The sequence below is a fragment of the Aquilutibacter rugosus genome (genome assembly GCF_036541335.1).
Classification (GTDB): Bacteria; Pseudomonadota; Gammaproteobacteria; order Xanthomonadales; family Xanthomonadaceae; genus Aquilutibacter; species Aquilutibacter rugosus.
Window position 1 is genome coordinate 139,275 of record NZ_JAZHBO010000001.1, and the last position, 26,559, is coordinate 165,833.

Genomic DNA, 26,559 nt, shown 5'->3' on the forward strand with positions numbered 1-26,559 from the left:
ACTCCTTCTAAAAATTAATTGCCTGACTGAACAAAGTCAATAACATGCGTCCTGAACTCTTCGTTCTCTTGCATAACCTTGTTCAAGAAACTTCTGCAACCTTCAACGAAGGCGGCATATCGATCGGCATCGAAGAATGCTTCGAGCTTTCTATCTAGTCCAACTGTCTCTCCAGCCCCGAGGACGATACCGAGTCCATACTCCGCAACGACGTCCGCCAAATATGTATCAGCACTGACAATCAGGGGGCGAGCATGTATGCATGCCTCGTAAAGCCGATTTGGCAGCGCCGTTCTGACGTTGATATGATCACTGCCATACAGGCAGAGGACAAAATCCGTTTCAAGGTAAAATTGCTCCTTCTGCGAAGGATCAAAGCGACCCGAAAATTCGATGTTTTCAGCCGCAACTGATTCCGCAAATCCGACAAATTTCCTCAGATCGGGCCCGGCTCCGTGATAGGCAAGCTTCCATCGTGGGGTACGCGATATGAATTCCATGAACTCACGGTTAGGCTGAAAGAACTTGACTTCACCGATATACGAAATCAGGCAATGGCCGGGCAATTTCAGTGGGGCCCTAGGGGGCGATGCGGTCATTGCCATGTTGTGGGATACCACCACAGGACTTGCTTCTGGAAGCCATTGTTTGAATGCTCGCGAAGACACGCAAGTCAACTTAGCGCCTGCAAGTACTCGGTTCGCGATGAAGCGATAGACGGGATTATCCTCGTGGCTGCGATCCCTGATATCAACCAAGTAAGCCTTGTCCTTGAGGAAATCCGCTAAAAATACGCCAATCTGCATGCCGAGCACGACGAACAAGTCAAAATCCCGCTGTTTCAATCGTGCCAGGATATGGCGGCGAAACCCATAGTATTGCGGCAGAAGCGCACTGCCGCGTCCCTTTGCTCTCCGCGCATACCTGTGGAAGCCGGGCCTATCCTCATCTTCTTCATGGCGATCCCAGTAGATAACTTCGTACTCGACTCCCGCCTCCTCCAGAATGCGGGCATAGAGGCTCAAGTAGGGCAAATAACGAAGACTTGAGCCTGCAAGGATGCACACGCTCCGGGTCATTCGAGCCCCCGTGTGCACCGTAGTTCGGCCCCGACACTTTCTGACAGAATCTCTACTATTCTCTGACTTGCGTTCCCGTCCCCATATGGATTGTGTGCACTCGCCATCTTCTGGTAATGCTCAGGGTCATTCAGCAACGCTGCCACCTCCTCACAGATCCGAGTAACACTAGTCCCCACCAGCCTGACTACCCCCGCTGCAACGGCCTCAGGGCGCTCCGTGTCGTCACGCATCACCAGTATTGCCTTGCCAAGGGATGGTGCTTCTTCTTGGATGCCACCGGAATCGGTAAGAATAATCGTGCTCACGTTCATCAAATATACGAATGGCAGGTAATCCTGCGGATCGATCAGATGAATGTTGCCAATGCCCCCCAGAAGGCGTTTCACTGGTTCTTGGACATTCGGGTTGAGGTGTACCGGGTAGACAACTTGCACATCGACGTTCTCCCGCGCAATTCGTGCCAATGCTTCGCAAATTCGCTCAAAGCCGCCGCCGAAATTCTCCCGGCGATGTCCCGTTACCAAGACCAGGCGCTTTCGAGCATCAAGGAACGAAAACTGCGCAGCAAGCCGCTTCTGCAACTCGGCGTTCGAATGAATCATTTCACGCACTTGGAGCAACGCATCAATCACCGTATTACCCGTAACATGGATAGCGTCCCGACAAACACCTTCCCGCAAGAGATTGTCCCGTGCCGAAGTAGTAGGCGCGAAATGCCACCGCACCAGTGCTCCAGCAAGTTTACGATTAGCCTCCTCAGGCCAAGGCGAGTATAAATTTCCCGTGCGCAGCCCAGCCTCCACATGCCCCACGGTGATGCGCTGGTAGTAGGCAGCTAGTGAAGCCGCAAACGTGGTGGATGTGTCGCCATGCACCAGCACCAAATCCGGCCGCCATTCGGAAAATACTGATTTCAGGCCGTGTAGCACGCCTACGGTAATGTCCGTCAGATCCTGGCCCGGCCTCATTAGATCCAAGTCAAACTCAGGTTTGATGTGGAACAAATCCAGCACCTGATCGAGCATCTGTCGATGCTGCGCTGTCACGCATACGCGTGCGTCGAAAGCACTGTTCGCCCTGAACGCCTGGATCAGTGGCGCCATCTTGATGGCCTCTGGCCGCGTTCCGAACACGAGAAGTACTTTTTTCATTGTAGTCAGATCTTTGCGCATGAGGCCGGCGCATGATTGGCCTCGAATACCTTCAAGGCAGTGCCGACGATACGATCGGCCATGGCGCGGTCATCCACGATCGAACGCAATGCGCCTATTAGCCCTTCCGCCCCTTGCTCACTGACCACCATGCCCCATTTCTCGTATCGGGCGTACTCCACCGTCCCGATACCGGCAGGCCCATATACCAGTGGCACTGCGCCAGTCATCATGTAAAGGTGCGCCTTTGTCGACACAGATAGACGGATGTATTTGCAAATCGCATTGTCGAAGGATTCGGGTAGGAATACGACATCTGCCTCGGAAAGCACTGGCAGCACCTGCGCATCCGGCAGATGTGGGAACAGCTTGACCATATGATGACGTTGCAGTGAGACTGCTTCCGCTGGCAATGACGGTGCATATACGCGCAATTCGCCAGATACGCCTTGCTTGCTTAGAGTGGCGAGCGCGTCCGCAAGGTCGCGCAGACCTTCCCAGCGCTTGAGACCGAGTGAGCCCGAATACGCCACAACAAAGCGGCAGGGATCGAATGTTTTGGCGCGCCCGCTGTTAAGTAGCCGACGGTGATCGGTCTGCATCAAGACCTCGAACGGCAAACCGTAACGCTCACCGTACTCTCGAGCCATCTGAGCGGAAATGCAGTAACGCCGATCGCTCTTCCTCAATAGCCTCACAAACGCTCGGCGCACGACACCCCGCATACCGAGGAAGCGCGGCGCATCTCGATAAAGATAAGGCTCCCAATCATCTACAATGATTGTAGTTATCGGCACGCCGAACTGCTCATGGATCTGAACCGGAAGCCAAGTGAAGCCAAGGTCGAAACCCTGTGCGACGACAACATCAGGCGCGAAATCCTGGATAAACTTATCCAATTCCGGTGAAATCCTCGGCTTGAACACAATCTCCCAAATCCCCATGGAAAGAATTAACTTCCCGAGCCGACGCGGGATCTCCATAATTAAACCATTCAGCTTGGTTTTTTGAGCCTCGCCGACACATACGCTCTCGTGCAACTCTTCAGCCTTTTGCGCTTGCCCCTTCAGCAGTGAAAAAACGCGGCCAAACCGTCGATCCGCAGCCCCTAGTCGGTGTGTTGGGAAAGCAGGCGTTTCGGTGACTGCACCACCGGAATAAATCTGCGCGATGTTGGATGGGAAGGCGTCATGAAACCAGTTTCGAATCGACAGACTCGCTCCGTCGCGCTCGCTGATCAATGTCTTCGTTACTACCAAAACTCTCAATGAACTGCTCCCACCGTTTTCTCGAATGTTAGTTTGATAAGACAGATTCATACATCTTAAAGTTTGGAGCATAGACCTCACTCGTCCAGAACCTATAAGATGCCAATAATGTCCAGGCTATAAAGACAGCACCTATCCCCCATCTAATGTGCTTGCGCTTTTCATGAGTTAGGATCAATGGCAAAGCCACGAGCATCGTTATCTGTGGATACATCATCAATCTTGCTGCCAATGCATTCACGAAAGTCAATGGAACAACTAGATAGGTGGTGGCGCAAACAAAAAGAAGGATCCTTTCACGGCCCCGATGCCGCAGTCCGTAATACATGAATAGGACAAAAAATCCAGCTTGAGCCAGCACGCCTAGTCCGGTCCCGATGGTCCCCGATTCAGTGTATCCACGATATCGATCAACCTCAGCTTGTAAAGAATCGACCCAATGTGCCCCGTATTTACTTATTAGCCATGCAAAAATCAGGTACAGAGCTAGGTAGACATAAATCCACCGTCGCCCCGACAACAATCTGCTTAAACGATTATTTAATTCCGGCAACGCAATGATAGCAAGTGGGAGCATTGCCAAAGCCGACCGATGAAATAGCGAGGCAAGAAAAACACATAGTAAAAATAGAACTAACTTCTTACTCGCGAGAAATTGAACTGCAACTACGAAGATCATAATTGCAAACGCCTGCCTCATTGCTGACAAATGAACCAAAAAGTTTGATGGCTCCACCAGCAAGAGAAAAAATGAAAGCCACACGTAACGCTGTGGAGCCTCGCGAAGAATAAAGAAAAAGATTGCTGCCAAATAGACTACGGAGGTTCCAATGATGAGTCCACGATACCCAAATGGCTGCATTAAAATGTTTAGCCACAACCATCCTTTTTCAATTTGATTGTAAGGGGAGCTGAGTAAGCGATAGGAATCATGGTATACGTCGAAATATGACCAATAATCATTTCCGTATGAGTATCTAGGCCCCAAAAAGAGGAGCAATACGAGAAACGATGACGCCACGCAAAACACACGCACAGATCCCCGACGAGACGCGGATTGAGCAACCGAGCAAGCCAAAACAAGCAGACATACAAAAAAATATTCAAGCATTATCTCGACCGACCAATTCCAGATACGTCGACGTCATAACTCTAACAATTGCCCCCCTTTCATGCCGCCTCATGGCTTCCTGACGTGCAGCTTCAACGCGCTCAACATCTACTCGTGCGAAACTTTCTACAATGCGACTCGCGAGTACTTCCATTTCATCGAACCGATAGGTTTCGGCTAGCGCTCCATTCAATGTCATGGTGCGAATGCCGCCCACCTGGCTGGCAATCACCGGAACGCCAAGCATCTGCGCTTCTGCAATCGAGTTAGAACTGTTCTCGATGGCTGATGGAGAAACGGAAACATTGCAGCGTAGGAATTCATTCCTCATTTGGGTGGCATCGAGGGCCCCCAAGAACTTCACGGCGTCCTGCATGCCCGACCGTTTAATCAATCTGCTCAGGTACTTCCCGTAACCGCCGCGGCGAATCCGTAACCTCAGCGACGACACGGAAGTAATGTCAGGCCCAGCCACCCGGATCTCGAGATCCGGGTAAGTTCGCCTGGCAATCACCGCAGCCTTGATAAGCAGGTGTAGCCCTTTGATGGGATAGCCTGCCTGACTCACAAAAATCGAACGTGGATTGCAGTCCTTGTAAGACCAACGCCTATCGCCGTAGAACTCGTCGCGAAGCATTTCATCGCAGTGCACATACGGCGCATTGGGCCGAAGGGCTTCGACATGTGCCCTGTCCCAATCGGTCCTGCCCATGATCGCAGTTGCCCGCGCAATATACTCACGTTCGGCCTTTCCGCGTTTAGCCATCTTTTGCTGCTGCTGGAATAACGTATCCATCCGCAGAAGATCCCGAAGCGTGATGTTGCGTACCACTTCCCAGAATGACATGCCCGCCAAGTAATAACGTGCGCAGACGGAAACCAATCCCTGAATCGAGACGACACTCGGAATTTCGGGGAACAGCTTTATCAACGCCAAACCATGAACGAACTCCGTTCCGTGGACGTGGACCAGATCGGGCCGAGAAGCGTCCACAATGCGTCGCCATTGCTGGTCGAGTCCCACCCGCCTGGAGATCAGGTGATACTCGATGCCATCGATTGTCTCTCCAATCATCGTCGGGCCATCGTGCAGCGCCGCAACCGAAAGTTCGACACCAGGAACCGCGGATAGCGCCTTCGCGGCGCCGTACATCCAGCCGCCGAAGACTGGCTCAGGCAAACCGTGCCGCTTCGCAATATCAGGGAAGAGCGTGTTCGAGACCCAAAGCACTCTCATAGCACAATCATGCCCTTTAACGTACGCACGATCTTTCCACGCAAACGTTGTATAAATGTCGGCTTGAGTCCATTTAGAAATGTTGCAATCCGCTGAATCGCCATTGTACTTTCGATGATCGAGTTGGGCAGTATTACTTCAGGCTTCTCACACAATCGACTATCGTAGGTCCCCTTGCTCTTACTGCCGTGGGTTCCCGACCCATCATGGCCAATATTCAAGACATAACTGACTGCTGGATTCAGACACAGACCGTTGTTTTTGAAGATCGTCGCGTACCAGTAGATTGCCCATGTATTGATCTGACCCGACTCATTCAATTGGACCTGTTTCCAGAAATCGCCAGCGCCGTTCAAGGAAAATCTCTTGATGTCACTTGGCGTGAATGTATTGATCAATGCGTCAGTGTCTTTTCGGTAATGGTGCCAACGGTCCTGCCAAGTCGCCCATCCCCAGCAGTTCATTACGCGCAAAAAGAATGCGTCGCCCAAGCCATCGTCCGGAATCGGATAGTTCCATCCGCTGATATGCCACACGCCAGGCTCGGTTTCATATCGGTCCAAAGCCTTATTCATGAATGACAGGAACTCGCGACTGGTCACCAAGTCATCTTCCATCACGATGACGCGACCATATTCTTCGCAAACGTTGGACACGCCCTCGATGATCGAACCAGCAAGCCCCTTGTTCTGCGGCGACACCCGGAGCTCTACCGAGAGAAAGCCCCTCGCTTCGCGGACGATTTCGCAAACCGCTGCAATAGCACTCGAATCACGTTGATCCCTAGGACCGTCACAGTAGACAATTAGCCTCGTACGGGCTGCTAGGCTGTTCTCAGCGAGAGCGTCCAATGTTTGCTTAGTATGGGCTGGCCGATTGAACGCAAAAAGAACGACCGGGGCAAAATCAGGGTCATCGGCTCCGCGAGTGAGATGTTTGGAATGCATCATTAATTTAGGCGAGAAATAAGTGACCTGCATTGCAGAAAAAATAACGGCCTTGTCCTTGCAGTGAAGGCATTGAACAGAACACCGGACATAGCCTGCGCGACCAGCGAAGCAACAGCAGCACCCACCGCACCCCACAATGGAATCAGCTTCAGGTTGAGCGCGACATTGAGGCACGCAGCCAGCAGGGTGCGCGCGAACGTGAGTCGCTCCAGGCCTTTCACGACGTACCAGCGTCCACCTGCAACCCCGAGGAACACAAAAACACTGGTCCAGATATGGATGGCCAGCACAGGAGCCGCCCCCCGGAATGATTCACCGTAGAGTAATTCGATGATTTGATCGGCCAGCAGCCAGATTGGCAGCGCAACCATCAAGGCCATGACTACAAGGGCACGCAGCAAGCGCAGCATGTCCCGATCGAACCGGGCGCCGTCCGCTTGATCTGAACGCAGCAGCGACGGATAAACCGAGGTGACCACGATCATCGGCAAGAAGTACCAGATCTCGCTGATGCGCAAGGCTGCACTGAAGATTCCAACCTCACGATCATCGGCAAGCTGTCCCAGCATGATCTGGTCGATCTTCATGTAGATCGTGATGGTCAAGCCGGACAACAAGAGCGGCCAACTGCGCCCAAGTAGCGCACTCGCGTGTGTCTTCACTACCCGCCAGCCGGCGCGCTGGCGGTTTATCTTCAAGAACACGAATACGAGCAGGACGGTCGCCACAACGATCTCGCCCAAGGCCACCCAAGCGAAATCGACAAGGCGCCCTCCATTCAATATCAGGTAAACCTTGGCAACCGATGCAAGGACGAAAGCCGCGTTGTCCGTCCACACCGTATACCGCGAAATGACATGTGCCTCAAACCAGTAGCGGATGACGTCGGCCGACTTGATCACCATGCCGATGCCCATGATCACCACGATGTAGCGCACGACCTCATCATTCTCGCGCAACAGCCAGATGAGCACCGTCATCAACGTGAGAGCCACCAAACTGCCAATCAACTGCAGTACGAACCCCGTTCCGAGCACGGCACCTTCGTGTTCCGGGTGCTGAACCAGCTCGCGCACGATGATCGGGTTCAGTCCCAGCACCGCGATCGCGGTGAACAGGACGACGAAGGCACTGGCGTAGTTGAACAGGCCGAACTGCTCCGGCCCCAGATAGCGCGCCACCCACACCCCTACCAACAGGCCACCCACCATGCGCAGTAACTTGTCCAGCAACAGCCAGCCGAGGTTGTCGATAATGCGAGCGAGCCCCGGGCGGGCGGCAATCTTGTGCTGCACGAGCGCGGGTAACAACTTGCTTAGGTCCATATTGAACCCCGAGCCGAGACTTCTGCCGCTGCGTCGGTGCCGCGGCCTTGGTGTTTCATGCTCCGCCAACTCCACTCATCCGCGCATATGGCCGTTGCGGAAGTGGGAAAAGAGTGTTCGCGAACAGAGTCCGCTACTACAGTGGCGAGGGTGAAATACATACCGGGTTACAGGCGACCGTCGATGGCGGCGCGCGGCAGGACTTGTTTCACGTCGTAGACGATGTTGGCTGCAGGTTTACCATACGCACGCACTCCGCGGCTACCCAGCTGTTTAAACTCATCGTGGCCGACGGCCAGAATGATGGCGTCATAGGCGCCCTGTTCCGGCGCTTCGATTGGCGTCAGACCGTATTCGTGCTGTACTTCGGCGACGTCCACCCATGGATCGAACACGTCTACATTCGCATTGTAGGACTGCAACGCATGGACGATATTTACCACTCGGGTATTGCGCAGATCCCGGCAATTTTCCTTGAACGTAAGACCCAGGATTAGGACATGCGCCTGAACTGGATTGATACCCTTTCGCACCATGAGCTTGATGACCTGATCGGCCACATAGGAGTCCATCGAATCATTAATTCGCCGCGCCGCCATCAAAACGTCAGGGTAATACCCAACACTTTGTGCCTTCTGAATCAGGTAATATGGATCAACCCCGATGCAGTGACCGCCGACCAAACCCGGTTTGAATTTCAGGAAATTCCACTTGGTGCCTGCAGCTTCCAACACGTCGTTGGTATCAATCCCAAGCCGGTGAAAAATCATTGCAAATTCATTGACCAGTGCAATGTTTGCGTCGCGCTGGGTATTCTCGATGACCTTCGACGCTTCCGCCACCTTGATGCTCGGCGCCTTGTGCGTGCCGGCGGTGATGATGCTGCTGTATAGTGCGTCCACGTAGTCGGCAACTTCCGGCGTACTGCCGCTCGTCACTTTGAGAATGCTGGGCAGTCGGTGTTCCTTGTCGCCCGGGTTGATCCGCTCGGGGCTGTAACCGGCGTAGAAATCCTGGTTGAACGTCAGGCCCGAGGTCTTTTCCAGAATCGGGATGCAGACTTCCTCGGTGCAGCCCGGGTACACGGTGCTTTCGTACACCACGGTGTCGCCTTTCTTAAGCACGCTACCAATGGCGGCGCTGGCCTTCTCCAGCGGGGTTAGGTCCGGGCGCTTGGCCGAGTCGATCGGCGTCGGCACGGTGACGATATAGACCGTGCTATCGGCAATGTCCTGCAGTTCGTGGGTGAAGCTCAGTTGCGTGGCCCTTGCCAGCAGCTCCGGCTCCACCTCCAGCGTGCTGTCCTTGCCCTCACGCAGCTCAGCAATTCGGGCTTGATTGATGTCAAAACCGACCGTGGGGTATTTCTTGCCGAATTCCACCGCCAGCGGCAGGCCGACATAGCCCTGGCCGATGATGGCGATCTTGGTTTGCTGCAAATCCACTAAATGACGCCCCACAAATCAAACGGAAAGCCACAGCCATCCGCCCCGCGGATATAGCCGTAGCTGAACAAGGGTTCATTATCCGACTTTCACGCGGACTTCACCAGAGAAAAAGTCCCGACCCACCGGTCACGGCCTGGCGCTGCCGTTAATACCTGATCGACTGCTGCCAGCGCCACGTATCCGCACACATCTCAGATAGCCCGAGCTCTGTCTCCCAGCCCAGCACCGCATTCGCCTTCGCCGTATTGGCGGTCATTTCAGCGACATCACCAGCCCGCCTAGGCAGGATCCGATAGGGTATGGACTTGCCGGAGGCCGTCTCAAAGGAGGTCACCATCTCCAGCACGGAGTAGCCCCTGCCGGTGCCGAGGTTAAACACCTCGCAACCCTGATGTTCTACGGAGTACTCAAGCGCCTTGAGGTGGGCGCGCGCCAGGTCCATCACATGCAAGTAGTCGCGGACGCCCGTGCCATCCGGCGTCGGATAGTCATCACCAAATACTCGCAGGAATTCCCGCTGACCCTTAGCCACTTGGGCCACATAAGGCATCAGATTATTGGGCTCGCCACGCGGTGCCTCGCCAATCAGGCCGCTGGGGTGGGCGCCGACCGGGTTGAAATAGCGCAGCAACACCGCAGAGAGCTCCGCCTTTGACGCCGTCCAATCTCGAATCAGCTGCTCCATGACCAATTTGGTCTGCCCGTATGGATTGGTCGCCTGCAGCGGCGCATCTTCAGCCACCGGCACCTGTTTAGCATCGCCATAGACGGTGGCCGACGAGGAGAACACCAGTCTTTGCACCCCGTGACGCTCCATCGCCTGCATCAGGGCAATGGTGCCGCCAATATTGTTGTCAAAGTACATTAGGGGCTGCTCGCAGCTCTCCCCCACCGCCTTTAGCGCCGCAAAGTGAACCACCGCGTCGGCGACACCCTCAAGGGCCCGATCTAGATCGGCTGGGTTGCGGATATCGCCCTCGACAACGGTCAAATCGCGCCCAGCAAGCTGCTTCACCCGGTCCAACACGTCCCGAGAACTGTTGCAGAAGTTATCGATCACGGTGACCTGGTGCCCGGCCTCAAGTAGCAGGACGCATGTATGGCTGCCGATGAAACCGGCCCCGCCCGTTACAAGTACTTTCATCGATTAATCACTCAGTCCCTGGTTTGACAGCTGAATAACCCACCATTATCGGGGTTTGTGCGAGACTTCCATAAGTCTTGAGCTGAGAAAGTGTCGCGTAACGCCCATGTCTCCCTACAGCCGAAGAGGACCTTTGGACAGTGTGGCTCGTGGCGAGTGCGCGGGCCGAATTTTATTGCTTAACGAACGAGTGAATACGCAAATAGTTCCAGTCTCTTATCACGAACACCTTTATTTGATCACGCAGTTCCGCCAGCGTCAGTGTTGACTCAAACGCCAATGCGGTTAACCCCTCACGCTGCGCGTCTGCCACCCCATCCAATTCCGAGATGTCCTCAAAGAACGCCGACACGTGCATCTCAAAGGCATCGTGATCGGGCACAAACAGACATGACGGACCGATATCCCGCTCGGTGATTTCCTTTAGTTCAATTCGATATTTCAATACTGGCACCTAACAATTCTCATGCATACAGTGATTTGTGACTGGGTCTCAGCCGTTGCGCCGCACCTCAAACCTCGCCAACACCGCCAGCGTAAACAGCGTCATCACCACCGCCATGGCGGCCAAGCCCCAATGCCCTAGCCCCACCACCACGCCGATGGCGGCCGTGGTCCAGATGCCGGCCGCTGTGGTCAGGCCCTTGATCTCGTGGTCGGCTGCCAGCTTAAGGATTGCGCCTCCACCGATAAAGCCGAAGCCGGTGGCCAGGCCCTGAATCACGCGCGAGAGGTCGGCATTGTCAAAGTCGTGGGTGATGCAGGCCAGCACGAACAGGCAGGCGCCCATGGATACCAGCATGTGGGTCCGCAATCCCGCCGGCTTGCCCGTGTGCTCGCGCTGCAGCCCGATAGCGCCACCCAGCACCATGGCCGCCAGCAGGCGGAACAGCACTCGGCCGATCTCAGCCGCGTCGGGCCATCCGGCCCAGAATTCGTTGATGAAGGAGTCCATAGGGACATCTTAGCGTCTAGCGTCGAGACTCTAGCTTCTAGCTTGGCGTCTGTCATATACCTAGCAGGTCTCTTACCGCGGCATTTCTCAGACATAAACGGAAGTTACCCGGGTATTGAAAGGACCTGTTAATAGGTCGATAATAAGGTCACTTAAAGCTAGAGCATCATCATGCCTCACCCTGTTCTTTCTGAAATTGCCGCTAGTATTTCGGAACTGAAAACAAATCCGATGAAAGTCGTTGCCAGTGGTGGCGGCATGCCGGTTGCAGTCTTGAATCGCAATGCGCCGGCTTTCTATTGCGTCCCGGCAGATGCATATGAGGCCTTAATCGAGATGCTCGATGATCTCGATCTGGCCAAGATCGTAAAAGCACGCCAGAAGGAAAAGTCGATCGCGGTCTCGATCGATGACCTATAAGCTGGAGTTCAAGGAGTCGGCGCTAAAGGAATGGCGAAAACTCGGCGAAACGGTCCGATTGCAACTTAAGGCGAAGTTGGCGGAACGACTGCAGGCGCCAAGAGTACCTTCCGCCGCATTGCGGGGCACCAAAGATGTCTACAAGACCAAACTTCGCGCCGCCGGCTATCGCCTGGTTTATCAGGTAAACGATGAAACCGTCACCGTGTGCGTTGTTGCCATCGGAAAGCGCAACAAAAATGCGATCTATGATTTGGCTTTAGCGCGCCTGGGTCCGGGGAAAAACTAAAGCGGTTTGTACCTCCGGCGGACTACCCGAGCGGTCAGCTACCGAGATTCGTAAACACCCCGACCGCCAGTTCGGCCCACACCAGCAGGAACGCGCCCAGGCAGACCAGCCGAACGCGGCGTTGCGGTGCAACAAAGAAGCAGATTGAGTAGTCATCGTGGCAATCAGAGCAATAGGACTATGAGCGGAATGTAACAGAAGTTCGGCACTCTCTGAAAGAAGTCCAAACATGAACAAATTTTCCGACGAATGGCACTTGCGGATTGTTAGCACTGTATCTATCATTTTGATAGATACGGACATCGGAGAAAACGATGACATCGGATGTCCCGATTCCCCTTGCGAGACCGGAGGAGGAAGTTGAACAGATAATTCAAACCGCATCCAAAGACTCTGCCAACGTGTACTTTACCGGCCATGCTGAGCAGCGAATGAAAGAGCGTGGATTATTTGATACCGACGTCTTTCGAGTACTCAGATACGGTTCCATTCCGAAACGTCCCAAATTTAGCAAAGAGCACCAAGATTGGACCTACGTCATGGAGCTTCGCCTGAAAAGCGGCATTACTCTTGGCGTGGTTGTCGCCATGGAACCACTGCCGACGGACGTTGTGGTAGTGACTGTGATGTCAGTTGTTCAAATTTGAGATGGCGAACTGCCAAAAACGTGAAAACCATGAACTCTGAAAATACCGTATGTTTCAAGCATCAAGTAGATGAAAGTGAATGCAGTGGACAGTACCACTACACCCGCTGCGGCCTGGACAATATCTACCTGACGAACGGCTACAAGATTCGTGACACCAAGTTCGGATCGGCTGTGGCCGTGTTGCACGTCGATGAATTGCACAAGGAAATCGCCAGGCATCTCGTTCACACCAAGAAAACCTTGACCGGCAAGGAGTTCCGGTTCATCCGCAAGAATCTCGATTTGACGCAATCGGCGCTCGGTCGCCTGCTGGGGGTCGATTCCCAGACCATCGCGCGGCGCGAGAAGTCCGACATCGTGGAAAATGACGCGGGAACCCATGTGCTGCGGATGCTGTTTATTCAGCGCGAGAACGAGGCGCAAAAAATGGAATCGTTGATCGAGTTTCTCGACAGCATGGATGAGGACGTCGATGCCACCTTGTGCTTAACGATCGAATCCGATGAATCGTGGAACGCTCACAAGGTCATGCAAGCGGCATAACTCGCTTACCCCAGCACCAACCGGTTCAAGCCGTAGCCGCCCAGCACCAGGAACACGAACAGACTCGCGGCCAGCAGCAGGGGCTTGATACCCGCCTGCTTGACGGCGCCGACGTGGGTTCGCAGGCCCAGCGCCGCCATCGCCGTGGCCAGAATTAGGGTGTCCAACCACACCAGTGACGACATCAGGGCCGGCGGCAACACGCCGAGCGAGTTGATGCCGCACACCACCAGGAACAGCACGGCAAACCACGGAATCATCAACCGGCCGCTGCCCTGCCCTTCGGAGCGCGACAGCAGCAACAGGAACGGCGCGAGCATCATCACCCGCAGCATTTTTTCGATCACCGCGGTCGATGCCGCCTGCTCGCTCACGGCACGCCCGGCGGCAACCACTTGCGCCACCTCGTGCACCGACGAGCCGACATAGATGCCGTAGGCGTGTTCGCTTAGCTGCAGCCACGACTGCAGCAGCGGATAGACGAACATCGCCAGCGTGCCGAACACCACCACCGTGGCCACGGCCACCGACACCTTGTGCGCCTGCGCCTTCACCACCGGCTCGGTGGCCAGCACCGCCGCGGCGCCGCAGATCGAGGCGCCCGCGCCGATCAGCACCGAGGTCTCGCGGTCCAGACCGAACACCCGCGTGCCCAGCCGCACCGCCAACAGGTAGGTAGCCGTCAGCATCACGCCGGCGATCAGCACGCCGCTCCAGCCGACCTGGGCAATGTCCTGAAAGCTCAGGCGCAGGCCATACAGCACAATGCCGATGCGCAGTAGCGAGCCCTTGGCAAAGTCCACGCCCGGCGCGGTACGCGTGGCCACGAAAGGAAACATGGTATTGCCCAGCAGCAGCCCGAGTACGATGGCCACCGTGAGGGCCGAGAAACCATGCTCGGCGAACCACGGCATCGCGCCCAGCCACACCGCCAACGCCGCAATCCCGGCGGCCAGGCCGAGCCCGGCCCACCAGCGCGGGTCGCGCAATGCAAAACTGCCGATAAAACTCATGAATTCAGGGCGCCGGGACAAAGTCCACTAGTTTAGTACTGGATGGTCACGATGACCACGTCGCTGAAATCGCCGGGCGCGGTGGCGAACAAGGTCAACGCCGAGGTGCCGGTTTAGCCGTTAACGCCGGCTTCGGCGGCGGAGCGGTCGGCGTGATACGAGCTGCGGACCAGCGGACCCGAGGCCACGTGGGTAAAGCCCAGTGCGTAGCCGAACTCCTCGAGTTGTTTGAACTCTTCGGGGGTCCAGTAGCGCAACACGGGGTGGTGATGGGCCGACGGCTGGAGGTACTGGCCGATGGTGATCATGTCCACGTCGTGGGCGCGGAGGTCGCGGAGAGTGCCTTCGACCTGTTCCATGGTCTCGCCCAGGCCGAGCATGATGCCGGATTTGGTGGTGACATCAGGGTGCTGGGCCTTGAACTGCTGCAGCAGGGTCAGGGACCACTGGTAGTCGGCGCCGGGGCGGACGTTGCGGTACAGCTCGGGCACGGTCTCGATGTTGTGGTTGAACACGTCGGGCGGGGCGTCGCGGAAGATCTCCAGGGCGCGCTCCATGCGTCCTTTGCCGCGGAAGTCGGGGGTCAGGATCTCGATCTTGGTGTTCGGGGCGTGGGTGCGGATCTCGTGGATGCAGGTGGCAAAGTGGCCGGCACCGCCATCGCGCAGGTCATCGCGGTCGACGCTGGTGACCACGACGTATTTCAGGCCCATGTCCTTGATGGTGAGCGCCAGTTTCAGGGGCTCGGCGGCATCGGGGGGCTTGGGGCGGCCGTGGGCCACATCGCAGAAGGAGCAGCGGCGGGTGCAGACCTCGCCTAGGATCATGAACGTGGCGGTGCCATGGCCGAAGCATTCGTGGATGTTCGGGCAGCTGGCCTCTTCGCACACGGTGACCAGGGCGTTCTCGCGGAGTTTTTCCTTGAGTTTCTGGACGGCGTTGCCGGTCGGGATTCTGACGCGGATCCAGCTCGGTTTGCGCAGGGTCTCGACGTGCTGGAACTGCACGGGGCTGCGGGCGATCTTGTCGCCTGCCAGTTGTTTATTGCCTGGCGTCAGGTCCAGCGGGATGACTTTGCGCGGTTCGGTGGTGGACACTATTTTGGATTAACCTTGGGCGGCCGCTGGCTGCGTTTGCTGTGGCAGTAAGGCGGCCAATTGCAGGTTCAGCCCGAACAGTCGGGCCACATGCTCAAGCAAAGCGGGTTTGACGCCTTCGATGCCCGAGGGACCTCCCAAGTCTAACATGGAGGTCACGGCCAGCCCCTCGTAGCCGCAGGGGTTGATGCGTTGGAACGGCTCGAGATCCATGGCGATATTGAACGCGAGCCCATGGAAGGTGCGGCCGTTGCGGACGCGGATCCCGAGGGCGCCGATCTTGGCACCGTTGACGTAGACGCCGGGGGCGCCTTCCTTGCGGGTGGCCTCGATGTTCCAGTCGGCGCAGGTGTCGATCATGGCCTGTTCGACGCGGTGGACGTACTCTTTGACGCCGATTTTCAGGCGTTTGAGGTCGAGCAGCGGGTACAGGACGATCTGGCCGGGGCCGTGGTAAGTGACCTGGCCGCCGCGGTCCACTTGGATTACCGGGATATCGCCGGGTGCGAGGACGTGTTCGGGTTTGCCGGCCTGACCGAGGGTGAACACGGGGTCGTGCTCCACCAGCCACAGTTCGTCGGGAGTGTTCTCGGTGCGGTCGGTGGTGAACTGCGACATGGCCTTCCAGATCGGCTCATACGCCGCGCGGCCCCAGTCGCGGACTACAGCGTCCACACGACCTCTGGATGGCCACGCAACAGTTCGTGGGCGCGATCGTATTCTTCGCGGGTATCGGCGCGGAACGTGATCCGCACCGAGACGTACTTGCCGTTCGACGATGCTTTCCACTGCACCGACTCACTGATCAAATCGACGTTTGCCTCTTTGAGCAGCATGGGCAGTACGGTCTGCAAATCCTTGTCCGCCGGGCCCATCGCGCTGAGCTCAAACTCACCCGGAAACTGGAAGCCGTGTTCTTTCTGGTCTGTCATCGTTTCAGTCCTAGTTAATGGGGACGGAGGCAATTAATATTTCTTAACATTTGGCCACGTGTTGCCCTGCGCGCCACTGCGCTGGGCAAGCGGGCCATCAATTTGTTAAGAAAATTTAATTGCCTCCGTCCCCATTTCTTACTTAAACAGCATGAGGAGGCTGTCCCAGAGGCGGCGGAAGAAACCACCCTCGGCGACATCGGCCAGAGCGACGAGCGGCTCGGTGGAGACCAGCTTGTCGCCTTGCATCACCTTGACCGCACCAACGACCTGACCCTTCTTGAGCGGCGCGACGATGGCCTTCTGGACATCAATCACGGCCTTGAGATCGGCGCCCTGACCGCGCGGAACGACCACGCTCACCGGTTGCAGCGTGCCGACCGGCAGATCGGTGATCGAACCCTTCCAGACGCGCGTGGTTTGCAGCGGCTTGTTGGCCGGGAACAGCGTCTTGCTTTCAAAGAAGCGGAAGCCCCAGTTCAGCAGCGCCAGCGAATCCGAGGCACGATGTTCCATCGAGTCGGAGCCTAGGATCACCGAGACCAGACGCATGTCAGCACGCTTGGCCGATGCCATCAGGCAGTAACCCGCGCTGCCCGTGTGGCCGGTCTTGATGCCGTCAACGGTGCTGTCACGCCACAGCAGCAGATTGCGGTTTTGCTGCGTGATCGGACCGACCGTGAACTCCTTGATGGAGTTGTACGAATACGCCGTCGGGAAATCCTTAGCCAGCGCACGCCCCAGCAGCGCCAGATCATAGGCCGTGGAGTAATGGTTCGGATCGGGCAAGCCGGTCGGGTTGGCGAAATGCGAGTTCTTCATGCCGATCTTGCCGGCATAGTGATTCATCAGATCGGCGAAGGCAGCGGTAGTCCCCGCCACATGTTGCGCCAGCGCGATGGCCGCGTCGTTACCCGACTGCACCACCATGCCCTTCTCCATCTCGACCAGCGGCGCGCTCTGGTTCACCGGGAAGCCGCTGTAGCTGCCATCGGTACCGGCACCGCCCTCGCGCCATGCTTCCTCGGTCATGGTCACTTGGTCGTTGGCCTTAACGCGACCGGCTGCCATTTCGGCGGCGATCACATAGCTGGTCATGACCTTGGTGATGCTGGCCGGTTCGAGTTTCGCGTTGTAGTTCTGACCCGCCAGGATCCGACCGCTGCCGGCATCCAGGATCACCCATGCCTTACCGGTCACAACCGGCGGCGCGGCAATTGCCGTGGGGGCGGTGGGGGCCGTGGCTTGCGTCTGCGCGGCGGCAGTAGCAGGTGCCACTGTCGAAGTGGCGGCGGTCGTTGCAGCACCACCGGCTTGCGGCGACGTGGCGCCCGGCGTGGCGTTTTGCGGTTTCAGCGTGTCGGGAACCGGGATTTCCTGAGCGGCCGGTTGGGCAGCGGATGCGGCTTGGGTCGGGGCGGCGTTTTGGGCTACGGCGGCACCAACGACTACAGTCGCGGCGGCAGCAAGGGTGACTTGCCAGGGACGCGAGGTAAAGCGGTTCTTGATCATCGGAGAAACAGGCTGTTTTGCGGGGTGAATCCTCTAGTTTAGAGGAAATGGCGCGTTCAAGTCAGGACCTGCGTATGGCACGCGTTGCGGACGCATTGACGCGGCCCTGATCTGCGGCTTTTACAGCACCCGCACCGGACGACCGAGCCCCAGCGCAGCAATGCGTTCGATCACGCGCGGCGATTCGTTCTGGGCCACGGGCCCCACCCGCAGGCGCCAGATGCGGGCGCCGGCGGCCGAGGTGCCTTCGATCACGCGGGCCCCGTTGATCCCTGCCGTCAGCAGGCGGGTCATGGCGTCGTTGGCGTTGTTCGGGCTCGCGAAACTGGCCACTTGCAGCACGATCTCGCCCGGGCCGGGTTTGAGGTCCGCGGCGGTCGCGGCAACTGTGGTCTCGGCCGTCACGGCCTGTGCGACCACCGAAGCGGCGGTAGCCGGGATCGGCGGTGCCGTCACCGGACGCGGAGCGCCGGTGGCAATCGTGATGTTGCGCGACTTCAACCAAGTCTCGAATTCGGCGGCCGTCATGTTGCGGCCGTCCTGACGCATCGCAAAGCGCGCGGCATCCGGTCGGAATGTGGGCCGGGTGTCGGCCGGCATTGCGACAGCTTGCGTCGCAGGCGAGCCATCGGGCTGCAAGGCCTCGACGCGAACGCGACCCGTGCCCCTGGCGACAATGCCGATCTTGGTGGCGGCGGCCAAACTCAAATCGATGACCCGGCCTTCGTGAAAGGGACCCCGATCGTTGACGCGAACGACGACCGACTTGCCGTTGTCGAGATTGGTGACGCGCGCAAAGCTCGGGATCGGCAAGGTCTTGTGCGCCGCGCTGAACGCGTACATGTCGTACACCTCCTGCGCCGACGTTCTGCGACCATGGAATTTTTTGCCGTAGTACGAGGCCGTGCCCTCCTCGCGATAGCCGCGCGTGTCGGCGAGCACGTTGTAGTTCTTGCCCAGCACGCTATAAACCGGCTTGTTGCCGTAACGCGACAGCGGCAATGCAATCACATCGGGTTCAGGAATCAGATCCGCATTGACCGTGACGCCCTTGATGCTGTCATTCACACCCGGCTTGTACAAACCGCCCGCAACATAATCACCGCGCGTGCTCAGATCTTCCTGCGCGGGTGCATACGGCGAGACCGGTTTCGGTGCCGAGTTCATTGTCGAAGGCATCGCCACCTGCTCACCGCTAAGAATCGCAGAAGGATCCGGCGACGTGCTCGTTGCAGTCTGCAGTGGCGTGGTGGTCTGGCACGCTGCCAGCGCCATCGCCAACAACGAAAGGGAACCAAGTTTGAGTGTGCGCATATATCTATGTCCCATTCGGTTTTCCAATTACTACTTGGAAAGTTCACGAGCCAAGTCATACACCGCCATGCCGTAATGCTTGGAGATGTTGTAACGCGTGATCGCATAGAAATTCTGGAAGCTGTACCAGTACTCAGGACCACTTACGCCATCGAGACGGAACACGTTGGCCTTGGCACTTGCAGTCACCGGAATCATCGGACGAAAACCCTTGTCCGCCAGCTGCTGCACGGTATAGATCGGATCGAGCGATTCGGGCGTGAGATCGGCAGCCGCTGCATCTTTGGTTGCCTTTAAGGTCACGGTGCCGCCACGCACCCATCCGCCACGTCGCACAAAATAATTTGCGATGGATGCAAACGCATCTTTCTTACTGCGGAAGAGATCGGCTCGACCGTCACCATCGCCATCCACTGCGAGTTCCATGTAGCTCGACGGCATGAACTGACCGTAGCCCATCGCACCGGCATACGAACCTTGCAGCGTGGTGATGTCCAAGCGCTCGCGCTTGCCCATGGCAAACAGTTCCATCAGCTCATTGCGAAAGAAGGCCTCGCGGCGTGCTTCACGATCGGCCTTGGTCGGATCGCCACTGCGCGGATAAAAAAAGCCCAGCGTGTAAAGGGCATTGACGACATTGGTCTTACCCATGTTGGCGCCCCAACCCGTCTCGACGCCCATGATCGCCACGATGATTTCTTTGGGCACACCGTAAACGGATTCGACCTTTTCCAGATCGGCCCGATTCTCGGCGATGAATTTACGGCCGCCGCTAATGCGCGCATCGGTGATAAAGATCGGACGGTATTGCGCCCAGGTCTTGCTGGTTTCGGCCGGCTTGGACATCAGCGCGATCACGCTGTCGAGTTTGGTGGCCTGATTCAGTACCGTGCGAATCGAATTGGGATCAATGCCGAACTTGGCACTCGTGCGTTTGACGAAGTCCTCTTTGGCTTCGGCCAGTGCCATCGGCGGCAGCGGATCGGGCAGCGGATTGGTCTTGGGCTTGGGCAGACCGTTGTCAGCCGTCGGCGCGGTGGCCGCGTTCGTCGGCGGGGTGGTCGCCGCTGCATCGGGGGCTTTTTCGCCCTCCAGTTCGTTGGAATAGATCGAGGCGCAGGCGCTCAACAGGAGCGCGGCACCACCGACGGCGGAGATCTGGAGCAGGGTCTTCTTCGTCATGACATTGAGAATATCATGTAAGCCATTGAATTTCCGCCCTTTTCGTGGCGGATTATGTAAGGAAACTGTTAAGGCGCGTAGACACGGCGCGTCGTCAGATTTACCGCTTGGCGCCGGAGCGCACCGCCATCACCAGACCCATACCGGTCAGCAGCGACACCGCCGAGGTGCCGCCGTAGCTGAGCAGCGGCATCGGCACGCCGACCACCGGTAGCAGGTTCGAGATCATGCCGCCGTTGACGATGACGTACACGCCAAACGCCAACCCCAATGCGCCGGCCACTAATCGCCCCCAGCCATCCTTGGACTGCATTGCAATCCATAGGCAACGCAACACGACCACCGCATACAGCGCGAACACGACGACCACGCCGATCCATCCCCACTCCTCGGAGAACACCGAGAACGCAAAGTCCGTGGTGTGCTCAGGGATGTAGTTGAGATGCGATTGCGTACCCTGCCCCAAACCCTTGCCGAAGAACCCACCGGAGCCGATCGCAATCTTGGATTGAATGATGTTCCAGCCTGCGCCCTGCGGATCGTTCTCCGGATTGAGGAAGGTCAGCACGCGATCCTTTTGATACGGCCGCAGTAAAAAGAACCACGCAAGCGGCGCAATCGAGGCCACCGCTCCCGCCGCACCGACAAACCACCACCAGCTCAATCCCGCCAAATACAGCACGAAGGCACCACTAATGCCCACCAGCATCGCGGTACCGAAGTCCGGCTGTTTCAGAATCAGCAGCACCGGAATGCCGATGATCACGCCGCTGGTCAGAATCGTCCGCAAGCGCGGCGGCAGCGACTGTTCGTTGACGTACCACGCCACGGCCATCGGCAAGGTGATTTTCAGCAGCTCCGATGGTTGGAAATAAAACACGCCCAAGTTGATCCACAAGTTGCCGTGCCTGCCCTGCCCGATCAGCAGCACCAGCATCAGTGGCAGCAGCGAGAACAGATACACATACGGCGAGGCGTTGCGCAGTTGCGCGGGTTGCGCGCGCGACAGTAGCCACATCACCGCAAAGCCGATCACGTAGCGTGCACCTTGTGCCACAACCGGTCGCATGGTGCCGTCGCCTGCACCGTATTGCGTTACCAGGCCGACACCCATCAGACACACCAAGGCACCGAGCAGAATCGGATCGAGGCTACGCAGCAGGTGTCGCGTCAGCCCCAAGAACCAGCGAAACAGGCTCATTGCTTCGGTTCCTCCGGTTTAGCCGCCGCGGCGGCGGCTTGCTTGGTTGACTTGGTTGGCTCGGTCGATTTAGCCGGCTCCGTAGTAACAGGCGCGGGTTGCTTGGATTGTGCCAGGCGTTCCAGCTCCGCCGCCATGATTTCATCGGGAGCGGGCTCCAGGCGCGGCGCCGGATCGGCCGGACGCTGCAGTAGCCACGCATCAAACACCTTGCGCGCAATCGGGCCGGCCGTACTTGCGCCGTAGCCACCATGTTCAACATTCACTGCAATCACGATCTGCGGGTCTTCGACGGGCGCAAAGCCGACAAACAATGCCTGATGGCGCAAGTGCAGTGGCAGCGAATGCGGATTCATCGAAGCCGAACCCTTACGCGACACCTTTTGCGCGGTACCGGTCTTGCCCGCCATGCTGTACGGCGCGCCACGCGCCAAGCTGGCACCGGTGCCGACCACCATCGTCAGATGCATACCGTCCTTAATCACATCAAGGAATGCCTTGTTGGAACTGATCCGCTTCTTTGCCGGCGATGCAACGCTGACCCATGGCTTCTGATAGCCGGCGCGCACTTGCCACACCAGATGCGGACGATGCATCTCGCCGTCGTTGGCGATGGCACCAATGCCCTGCACCAACTGCAGCATCGTGGCCACCCAGTAACCTTGACCGATACCGGAAATCACGGTTTCACCGGGATACCAGCGCTCTTTGCTGCGCTTCATCTTGTACGCAGGCGATGGCACGACACCCTTGTTCTCGCCGCTCAAGTCCACGCCCGTAGCCTGACCGAAGCCATACTCCTGCATGTAGCGATCGAGCTTTTCAATGCCCATGTCATAGGCGAGTTTGTAATAGAAGAAATTGACCGAATCCCAGATCGATTTCTTGATATCCGTCCAACCCGAGCCACGATGCGCATCGCGATAGCCACGTCGTTGGCCGGGGATAAAAAACTCACCCGTCGAAAACACGCGGTAATTCAGGTCAATTTGGCCGCTTTCGAGTCCGGCCAGTGCCACCAGCGGTTTGATGGTCGAACCCGGCGGACCACCGCCCAGCACGTTGCGGTTAAACATCGGGCGCGAAGGATTGTCCATCAGCTCGCGATACAGCAAGCCGGGAATGCCATTGACGAACAGGTTCGGGTTGTAGGCCGGCAGCGAGACCATTGCCAGAATTTCACCGGTACGCGGATCCATGGCGACGGCCGAGCCATCGTGATCACCGAACGCGTTGACCATGGCCTGCTGCAGATTGATATCAATGCTCAGGCGCAAGTCGACACCGGGTTGTGCAGGCACGCGGCCGAGGCTGCGGATCGGTCGGCCATCGACATTGGTTTCGATCTTGTCGAAGCCGATCTTGCCGCGCAGCAGATCCTCGTAATAGCGCTCGAGTCCTGCTTTGCCGATATGACTCAGCGCGGAATTCTCGCTGCCGAGTTTCTCTTTATCCTTTTCGTCAATGCGACCCACATAGCCGATGACATGCGCAAACAAATTGCCGTAGGGGTAATAGCGCTGCATGTACGGCGTCAGTTCCATGCCCGGAAAGCGCCAACGGTCCGACGACATGCGCGCGATTTCATCTTCGGTCAGGCGCTCTTTCAGCGTGACGATCTTGAAGCCGCGGCTGCCTTTGATGGCTTTGCGGTAGTTCTCAACCTCTTCGTCGGTCAGTGCGACGCGTGCACGCAAGGCGGGCAACCATTGGTCCGGCGGGCCGGCACGAAACGGCGTCACATCGAGCCTGAAAGCCGGCACGTTCTGCGCCAGGATCACGCCGTTGCGATCCAGGATCAGGCCGCGACCCGGCACGACCGGCTTGGGTCGAATGCTGTTCTGCGTGGATTGCGTCTGATAGTGGCTGTAATTGAGCACCTGCAGGCGGAAATACCACAACGCCAGAAACACGGTGAGCAGCACCACGACGCCCATCGCGATGAGGGCGCGTTCGCGGAACAGTTCGCCTTCGCGTGTCGTACTTTTGACGTGACGGCGACCGTTGCCGGTCAGTAGCCGTTTGAGGTCGGCCACGTCATCGGCCCCAGCCGCGTAAACGCAGCGAGTCGATCGCGATAAACAGAATGGGCCACAGGGCAAAGCCGATCATCGGTGTCAGCCATGCGGTCCACGGTGCGGCGGGCAAACGCCAGAACGCATGCAGCGCCACGGAAATAATGCGGTCGTTGAGCAGAATCAGCGCAATGATGGCCGCCTGTTGCGTCAGCGGGAAAAACCGAATCCGCGCACGAAAGCGCAGCAGGATAAAGGTCACCACCACCAGTCGCAGCGCATTTTCGCCGAGCATGCCGCCGACGATCAGGTCCTGCAAAATGCCGAGCGCAAACGCCAAGGCCATGCCAACGCGACCGGGCGATTCAATAATCCAGTAGGCCAGCACCAGCGCGACCCACGCCGGACGTAAGGGCTGCAATTCCGGCGCCACCGGAACCACGCTCAGCAGGAACGCCACCAGCAAGGTGATCGGCATCAGCCACGGTTGACGTTCACGACTCATGGCGAAGGCACCGCCGGCTTTTCAGTTTCCGGCGCCTTGAGTTGCGGCTTGGGCGCGGGCGGTACGCTCGGATCGCGCAGCAAAGTCGGTTGTGTGGTGCTCGCGTCGGTTGGCGTAGTCGCGGCGGGCGTGGTGGTTGCAGCCGGCGCCGTCGCGGTAGCAGCAGCGCCCGAGCCGCTTGCAGCCGTCACTGCCACCGGCGCCGTGGCGCGATACGTCGAGGTCACGATCATCACCTGCGAGCCGCGATCCAGGCGCGCCGCCGGACGAATATCGCCGAGCAAGAATGCACGCGAATCATCGGCACGCACGCGCGTCACCACACCAACCGGCAGGCCCGGTGCAAAGCGTCCACCCAGACCGGAGGTCACGACCACGTCGCCGGGCTTGATGTCGGTCGAAAGCGGTACGTTAATCACATCGAGCAAATCGTTGCGCCCCATGCCAGAGGCAATCATGCGCACGCCATTGCGTTTGAGCATGACGGGCACGGCGTGTTCGGGATCGGTCACCAGCAACACCGTCGAGATGTTCGGCTGCACTGAGATGACTTGGCCGAGCAAGCCGCCTTCGTCCATTACGGTTTGACCGACGCGAACGCCATCACCCGCACCGGCACGGATCACCAGGCGCTGACGCGAGGGATCCAAGTCCACATCGAGCACCGAGGCGATGATCACCGACATGCCGGGGCGCACGGCCACAGCACGCTGCAAGTTCGCGGTTTCAGTCGTCGAAGCGAGAATGGCTTCGGCACGATCAAGTCGTGCACGATTGAGCATGAGTTCGCGACGCAGGCGTTGGTTCTCTGCCGTCAGTGAGCTAAAGCTGCCCGCATCGGTCGAGATCTTGCGCGCCGCCGCCGACGGCAAGCCGGCCACTGCCCACACCGGCTGCACGACAGTCGACAGTTGCTCACGGACTTTATCGAGCCAATGGGTCTGTTTGTCGACAGCCATCATCATGACGGCCAGCGCGACAAACGCCAGCAATTTCAGCGTGTCTGAAAACTCACCGTCACGGGGTACTGCATTAGGGCCGGCCAGATCGGGCACGTCAACGACACGTTATTCGTAGGCAAAGAACTCGTTGCCGTGCATGTCCACCAGCTCGAGCGCACGACCGCCACCGCGGGCCACGCAGGTCAACGGATCCTCTGCGACTTGAACATGCAAGCCGGTTTCGTTGGAGATCAGTCGGTCGAGATCGCGCAGCAAGGCGCCACCACCAGTCAGCACGATGCCGCGCTCCGCGACGTCAGCGCCCAGTTCCGGCGGGGTCTGTTCGAGCGCCAGCTTGATGGCTGTCACGATACCGGCCAACGGTTCCTTCAGTGCTTCGAGCACTTCGTTCTCGTGGATGGTGATGACCTTAGGTACGCCTTCGGACAGATTGCGGCCGGTCACTTCGATTGAGCGGTTCTCGGTTTGCGGCCAGGCGCAACCCAGTTGCATCTTGATGCGTTCGGCCGTGGCTTCGCCGATCAGAGTGCCGTAATGACGGCGCACGAAGTTGATGATGGACTCGTCGAAGCGGTCACCGCCGATACGCACCGAAGCGGCATACACGATACCGTTCAACGCAATCACTGCCACTTCAGTAGTACCACCGCCGATATCCACCACCATCGAACCGCGCGCTTCAGTCACCGGCATGCCGGCACCGATTGCAGCCGCCATGGGCTCTTCGATCAGGAACACATCGCGGGCACCGGCCTCGAGCGCGGATTCTTTAATGGCGCGACGTTCCACTTGGGTCGAACCGCAGGGCACGCACACCAGCACGCGCGGCGACGGACGCAGGAAGCGGCTCTTGTGCACTTTACGGATGAAGTACTTGAGCATTTCCTCGGTGTAGGTAAAGTCGGCGATCACGCCATCTTTCATGGGGCGGATGGTGGTGATGTGACCCGGCGTACGACCCAGCATTTGCTTGGCCTCGGCGCCCACTGCTGCGACCGACCGCGTGCCCCCGCCACGGCGATCTTGTCGCACGGCGACCACTGATGGCTCGTTCAGCACGATGCCTTGGCCGCGGACATAAATCAGAGTGTTGGCGGTTCCCAGATCGATCGAGAGATCGCTGGAGAACATGCCACGGAAATTCTTAAACATTGGGGATCCACCTGGCGGGGAGAGTTGGGGCAGTGAACCCATTATTTTAGCGCCCGCATTTCCACAGGGGCAAGCACAATATCCGCTATACTTAACAAGTTT

Annotated in this window: 27 protein-coding genes; 4 read left to right on the forward strand and 23 right to left on the reverse strand. The window is 57.8% G+C overall.

Features of this window, described 5'->3' with window-relative positions:
* Positions 1–14 precede the first annotated feature (14 nt).
* The 11 genes from V3390_RS00695 to V3390_RS00745 all read right to left on the reverse strand — a co-directional run bounded on the left by V3390_RS00695 (position 15) and on the right by V3390_RS00745 (position 11,671).
* A complete protein-coding gene (locus tag V3390_RS00695; protein ID WP_331702924.1) occupies positions 15–1,079 on the reverse strand; it encodes a glycosyltransferase family protein in 1,065 nt (354 codons plus the stop codon).
* Positions 1,076–2,233, reverse strand: a complete 1,158-nt coding sequence (gene wecB / locus V3390_RS00700; protein WP_331702925.1) for a non-hydrolyzing UDP-N-acetylglucosamine 2-epimerase — start codon at positions 2,231–2,233, stop codon at positions 1,076–1,078. The genes V3390_RS00695 and wecB overlap by 4 nt, the downstream gene beginning before the upstream one ends.
* 5 nt (positions 2,234–2,238) lie before the next feature.
* Complete coding sequence (locus tag V3390_RS00705; protein WP_331702926.1) at positions 2,239–3,552, reverse strand: glycosyltransferase family protein; 1,314 nt, start codon at positions 3,550–3,552, stop codon at positions 2,239–2,241.
* On the reverse strand, positions 3,530–4,612 hold the full coding sequence (locus V3390_RS00710) for an EpsG family protein (RefSeq protein WP_331702927.1): 1,083 nt from the start codon (positions 4,610–4,612) through the stop codon (positions 3,530–3,532). The genes V3390_RS00705 and V3390_RS00710 overlap by 23 nt, the downstream gene beginning before the upstream one ends.
* Positions 4,605–5,849, reverse strand: coding sequence for a glycosyltransferase family 4 protein (locus V3390_RS00715; RefSeq protein WP_331702928.1), 1,245 nt, complete (start codon positions 5,847–5,849; stop codon positions 4,605–4,607). The genes V3390_RS00710 and V3390_RS00715 overlap by 8 nt, the downstream gene beginning before the upstream one ends.
* Positions 5,846–6,799: a glycosyltransferase family 2 protein gene (locus V3390_RS00720; protein ID WP_331702929.1), complete on the reverse strand. Its 954-nt coding sequence runs from the start codon at positions 6,797–6,799 to the stop codon at positions 5,846–5,848. Before V3390_RS00720 ends, V3390_RS00715 begins: the two co-directional genes overlap by 4 nt.
* A complete protein-coding gene (locus V3390_RS00725) occupies positions 6,799–8,124 on the reverse strand; it encodes a flippase (RefSeq protein ID WP_331702930.1) in 1,326 nt (441 codons plus the stop codon). The genes V3390_RS00720 and V3390_RS00725 overlap by 1 nt, the downstream gene beginning before the upstream one ends.
* A gap of 167 nt (positions 8,125–8,291) precedes the next feature.
* Positions 8,292–9,563, reverse strand: a complete 1,272-nt coding sequence (tviB, locus tag V3390_RS00730) for a Vi polysaccharide biosynthesis UDP-N-acetylglucosamine C-6 dehydrogenase TviB (RefSeq protein WP_331703617.1) — start codon at positions 9,561–9,563, stop codon at positions 8,292–8,294.
* A 154-nt stretch (positions 9,564–9,717) separates the two neighbouring features.
* Entirely contained in the window at positions 9,718–10,716 is a 999-nt protein-coding gene (gene galE / locus V3390_RS00735; protein WP_331702932.1) for a UDP-glucose 4-epimerase GalE, read from the reverse strand.
* A gap of 172 nt (positions 10,717–10,888) precedes the next feature.
* The gene (locus V3390_RS00740) at positions 10,889–11,161 is read right to left on the reverse strand and encodes a hypothetical protein (protein ID WP_331702933.1); all 273 of its coding nucleotides are present in this window, start codon (positions 11,159–11,161) and stop codon (positions 10,889–10,891) included.
* Positions 11,162–11,209: 48 nt separating this feature from the next.
* Positions 11,210–11,671 (reverse strand): MgtC/SapB family protein, encoded by a 462-nt coding sequence (locus V3390_RS00745; protein WP_331702934.1) that lies wholly within the window; start codon positions 11,669–11,671, stop codon positions 11,210–11,212.
* A 171-nt stretch (positions 11,672–11,842) separates the two neighbouring features.
* Between V3390_RS00745 and V3390_RS00750 the strand changes: the two genes are divergently transcribed.
* The 4 genes from V3390_RS00750 (at position 11,843) to V3390_RS00765 (ending at position 13,572) form a co-directional block, all read left to right on the forward strand.
* Positions 11,843–12,091, forward strand: coding sequence for a type II toxin-antitoxin system Phd/YefM family antitoxin (locus V3390_RS00750; protein ID WP_331702935.1), 249 nt, complete (start codon positions 11,843–11,845; stop codon positions 12,089–12,091).
* On the forward strand, positions 12,081–12,380 hold the full coding sequence (locus tag V3390_RS00755) for a type II toxin-antitoxin system RelE family toxin (protein ID WP_331702936.1): 300 nt from the start codon (positions 12,081–12,083) through the stop codon (positions 12,378–12,380). Before V3390_RS00750 ends, V3390_RS00755 begins: the two co-directional genes overlap by 11 nt.
* A gap of 314 nt (positions 12,381–12,694) precedes the next feature.
* The gene (locus V3390_RS00760; protein ID WP_331702938.1) at positions 12,695–13,027 is read left to right on the forward strand and encodes a DUF4258 domain-containing protein; all 333 of its coding nucleotides are present in this window, start codon (positions 12,695–12,697) and stop codon (positions 13,025–13,027) included.
* 29 nt (positions 13,028–13,056) lie between these two features.
* On the forward strand, positions 13,057–13,572 hold the full coding sequence (locus V3390_RS00765) for a helix-turn-helix domain-containing protein (protein ID WP_331702939.1): 516 nt from the start codon (positions 13,057–13,059) through the stop codon (positions 13,570–13,572).
* 5 nt (positions 13,573–13,577) lie between these two features.
* Here the strand turns inward: V3390_RS00765 and V3390_RS00770 are convergent, their stop codons facing one another.
* The 12 genes from V3390_RS00770 to V3390_RS00825 form a co-directional block, all read right to left on the reverse strand.
* Positions 13,578–14,585, reverse strand: coding sequence for a YeiH family protein (locus V3390_RS00770; protein ID WP_331702940.1), 1,008 nt, complete (start codon positions 14,583–14,585; stop codon positions 13,578–13,580).
* Positions 14,586–14,698: 113 nt separating this feature from the next.
* A complete protein-coding gene (gene lipA / locus V3390_RS00775) occupies positions 14,699–15,682 on the reverse strand; it encodes a lipoyl synthase (RefSeq protein WP_331702941.1) in 984 nt (327 codons plus the stop codon).
* A 9-nt stretch (positions 15,683–15,691) separates the two neighbouring features.
* Positions 15,692–16,402: a lipoyl(octanoyl) transferase LipB gene (gene lipB, locus V3390_RS00780; protein ID WP_425493002.1), complete on the reverse strand. Its 711-nt coding sequence runs from the start codon at positions 16,400–16,402 to the stop codon at positions 15,692–15,694.
* Complete coding sequence (locus V3390_RS00785) at positions 16,345–16,614, reverse strand: DUF493 family protein (RefSeq protein ID WP_331689618.1); 270 nt, start codon at positions 16,612–16,614, stop codon at positions 16,345–16,347. The genes lipB and V3390_RS00785 overlap by 58 nt, the downstream gene beginning before the upstream one ends.
* A gap of 138 nt (positions 16,615–16,752) precedes the next feature.
* Positions 16,753–18,126 (reverse strand): D-alanyl-D-alanine carboxypeptidase family protein, encoded by a 1,374-nt coding sequence (locus V3390_RS00790; protein ID WP_331702943.1) that lies wholly within the window; start codon positions 18,124–18,126, stop codon positions 16,753–16,755.
* A gap of 120 nt (positions 18,127–18,246) precedes the next feature.
* The gene (locus tag V3390_RS00795) at positions 18,247–19,440 is read right to left on the reverse strand and encodes a septal ring lytic transglycosylase RlpA family protein (protein ID WP_331702945.1); all 1,194 of its coding nucleotides are present in this window, start codon (positions 19,438–19,440) and stop codon (positions 18,247–18,249) included.
* Between the two features lie 30 nt (positions 19,441–19,470).
* Positions 19,471–20,622: a lytic murein transglycosylase B gene (gene mltB, locus V3390_RS00800; RefSeq protein ID WP_331702947.1), complete on the reverse strand. Its 1,152-nt coding sequence runs from the start codon at positions 20,620–20,622 to the stop codon at positions 19,471–19,473.
* 100 nt (positions 20,623–20,722) lie between these two features.
* A complete protein-coding gene (rodA, locus tag V3390_RS00805) occupies positions 20,723–21,823 on the reverse strand; it encodes a rod shape-determining protein RodA (protein ID WP_331689622.1) in 1,101 nt (366 codons plus the stop codon).
* Positions 21,820–23,859: a penicillin-binding protein 2 gene (gene mrdA / locus V3390_RS00810; RefSeq protein WP_331702948.1), complete on the reverse strand. Its 2,040-nt coding sequence runs from the start codon at positions 23,857–23,859 to the stop codon at positions 21,820–21,822. The genes rodA and mrdA overlap by 4 nt, the downstream gene beginning before the upstream one ends.
* A 1-nt stretch (position 23,860) precedes the next feature.
* On the reverse strand, positions 23,861–24,343 hold the full coding sequence (mreD, locus tag V3390_RS00815; RefSeq protein ID WP_331702950.1) for a rod shape-determining protein MreD: 483 nt from the start codon (positions 24,341–24,343) through the stop codon (positions 23,861–23,863).
* A complete protein-coding gene (gene mreC / locus V3390_RS00820) occupies positions 24,340–25,398 on the reverse strand; it encodes a rod shape-determining protein MreC (protein WP_331702952.1) in 1,059 nt (352 codons plus the stop codon). Before mreC ends, mreD begins: the two co-directional genes overlap by 4 nt.
* A gap of 12 nt (positions 25,399–25,410) precedes the next feature.
* Positions 25,411–26,457, reverse strand: a complete 1,047-nt coding sequence (locus V3390_RS00825; RefSeq protein WP_331689626.1) for a rod shape-determining protein — start codon at positions 26,455–26,457, stop codon at positions 25,411–25,413.
* Between the last annotated feature and the right edge of the window lie 102 nt (positions 26,458–26,559).

Coding starts and splice junctions, on each gene's coding strand:
- V3390_RS00695 (WP_331702924.1), bottom strand. CDS start 1,079: ATGACCCGGAGCGTGTGCATCCTTGCAGGCTCAAGTCTTCGTTATTTG.
- wecB (WP_331702925.1), bottom strand. CDS start 2,233: ATGAAAAAAGTACTTCTCGTGTTCGGAACGCGGCCAGAGGCCATCAAG.
- V3390_RS00705 (WP_331702926.1), bottom strand. CDS start 3,552: ATGAATCTGTCTTATCAAACTAACATTCGAGAAAACGGTGGGAGCAGT.
- V3390_RS00710 (WP_331702927.1), bottom strand. CDS start 4,612: ATGCTTGAATATTTTTTTGTATGTCTGCTTGTTTTGGCTTGCTCGGTT.
- V3390_RS00715 (WP_331702928.1), bottom strand. CDS start 5,849: ATGAGAGTGCTTTGGGTCTCGAACACGCTCTTCCCTGATATTGCGAAG.
- V3390_RS00720 (WP_331702929.1), bottom strand. CDS start 6,799: ATGATGCATTCCAAACATCTCACTCGCGGAGCCGATGACCCTGATTTT.
- V3390_RS00725 (WP_331702930.1), bottom strand. CDS start 8,124: ATGGACCTAAGCAAGTTGTTACCCGCGCTCGTGCAGCACAAGATTGCC.
- galE (WP_331702932.1), bottom strand. CDS start 10,716: ATGAAAGTACTTGTAACGGGCGGGGCCGGTTTCATCGGCAGCCATACA.
- V3390_RS00745 (WP_331702934.1), bottom strand. CDS start 11,671: ATGGACTCCTTCATCAACGAATTCTGGGCCGGATGGCCCGACGCGGCT.
- V3390_RS00750 (WP_331702935.1), top strand. CDS start 11,843: ATGCCTCACCCTGTTCTTTCTGAAATTGCCGCTAGTATTTCGGAACTG.
- V3390_RS00755 (WP_331702936.1), top strand. CDS start 12,081: ATGACCTATAAGCTGGAGTTCAAGGAGTCGGCGCTAAAGGAATGGCGA.
- V3390_RS00760 (WP_331702938.1), top strand. CDS start 12,695: ATGACATCGGATGTCCCGATTCCCCTTGCGAGACCGGAGGAGGAAGTT.
- V3390_RS00765 (WP_331702939.1), top strand. CDS start 13,057: ATGAACTCTGAAAATACCGTATGTTTCAAGCATCAAGTAGATGAAAGT.
- V3390_RS00770 (WP_331702940.1), bottom strand. CDS start 14,585: ATGAGTTTTATCGGCAGTTTTGCATTGCGCGACCCGCGCTGGTGGGCC.
- V3390_RS00785 (WP_331689618.1), bottom strand. CDS start 16,614: ATGACAGACCAGAAAGAACACGGCTTCCAGTTTCCGGGTGAGTTTGAG.
- V3390_RS00790 (WP_331702943.1), bottom strand. CDS start 18,126: ATGATCAAGAACCGCTTTACCTCGCGTCCCTGGCAAGTCACCCTTGCT.
- V3390_RS00795 (WP_331702945.1), bottom strand. CDS start 19,440: ATGCGCACACTCAAACTTGGTTCCCTTTCGTTGTTGGCGATGGCGCTG.
- mltB (WP_331702947.1), bottom strand. CDS start 20,622: ATGACGAAGAAGACCCTGCTCCAGATCTCCGCCGTCGGTGGTGCCGCG.
- rodA (WP_331689622.1), bottom strand. CDS start 21,823: ATGAGCCTGTTTCGCTGGTTCTTGGGGCTGACGCGACACCTGCTGCGT.
- mreD (WP_331702950.1), bottom strand. CDS start 24,343: ATGAGTCGTGAACGTCAACCGTGGCTGATGCCGATCACCTTGCTGGTG.
- V3390_RS00825 (WP_331689626.1), bottom strand. CDS start 26,457: ATGTTTAAGAATTTCCGTGGCATGTTCTCCAGCGATCTCTCGATCGAT.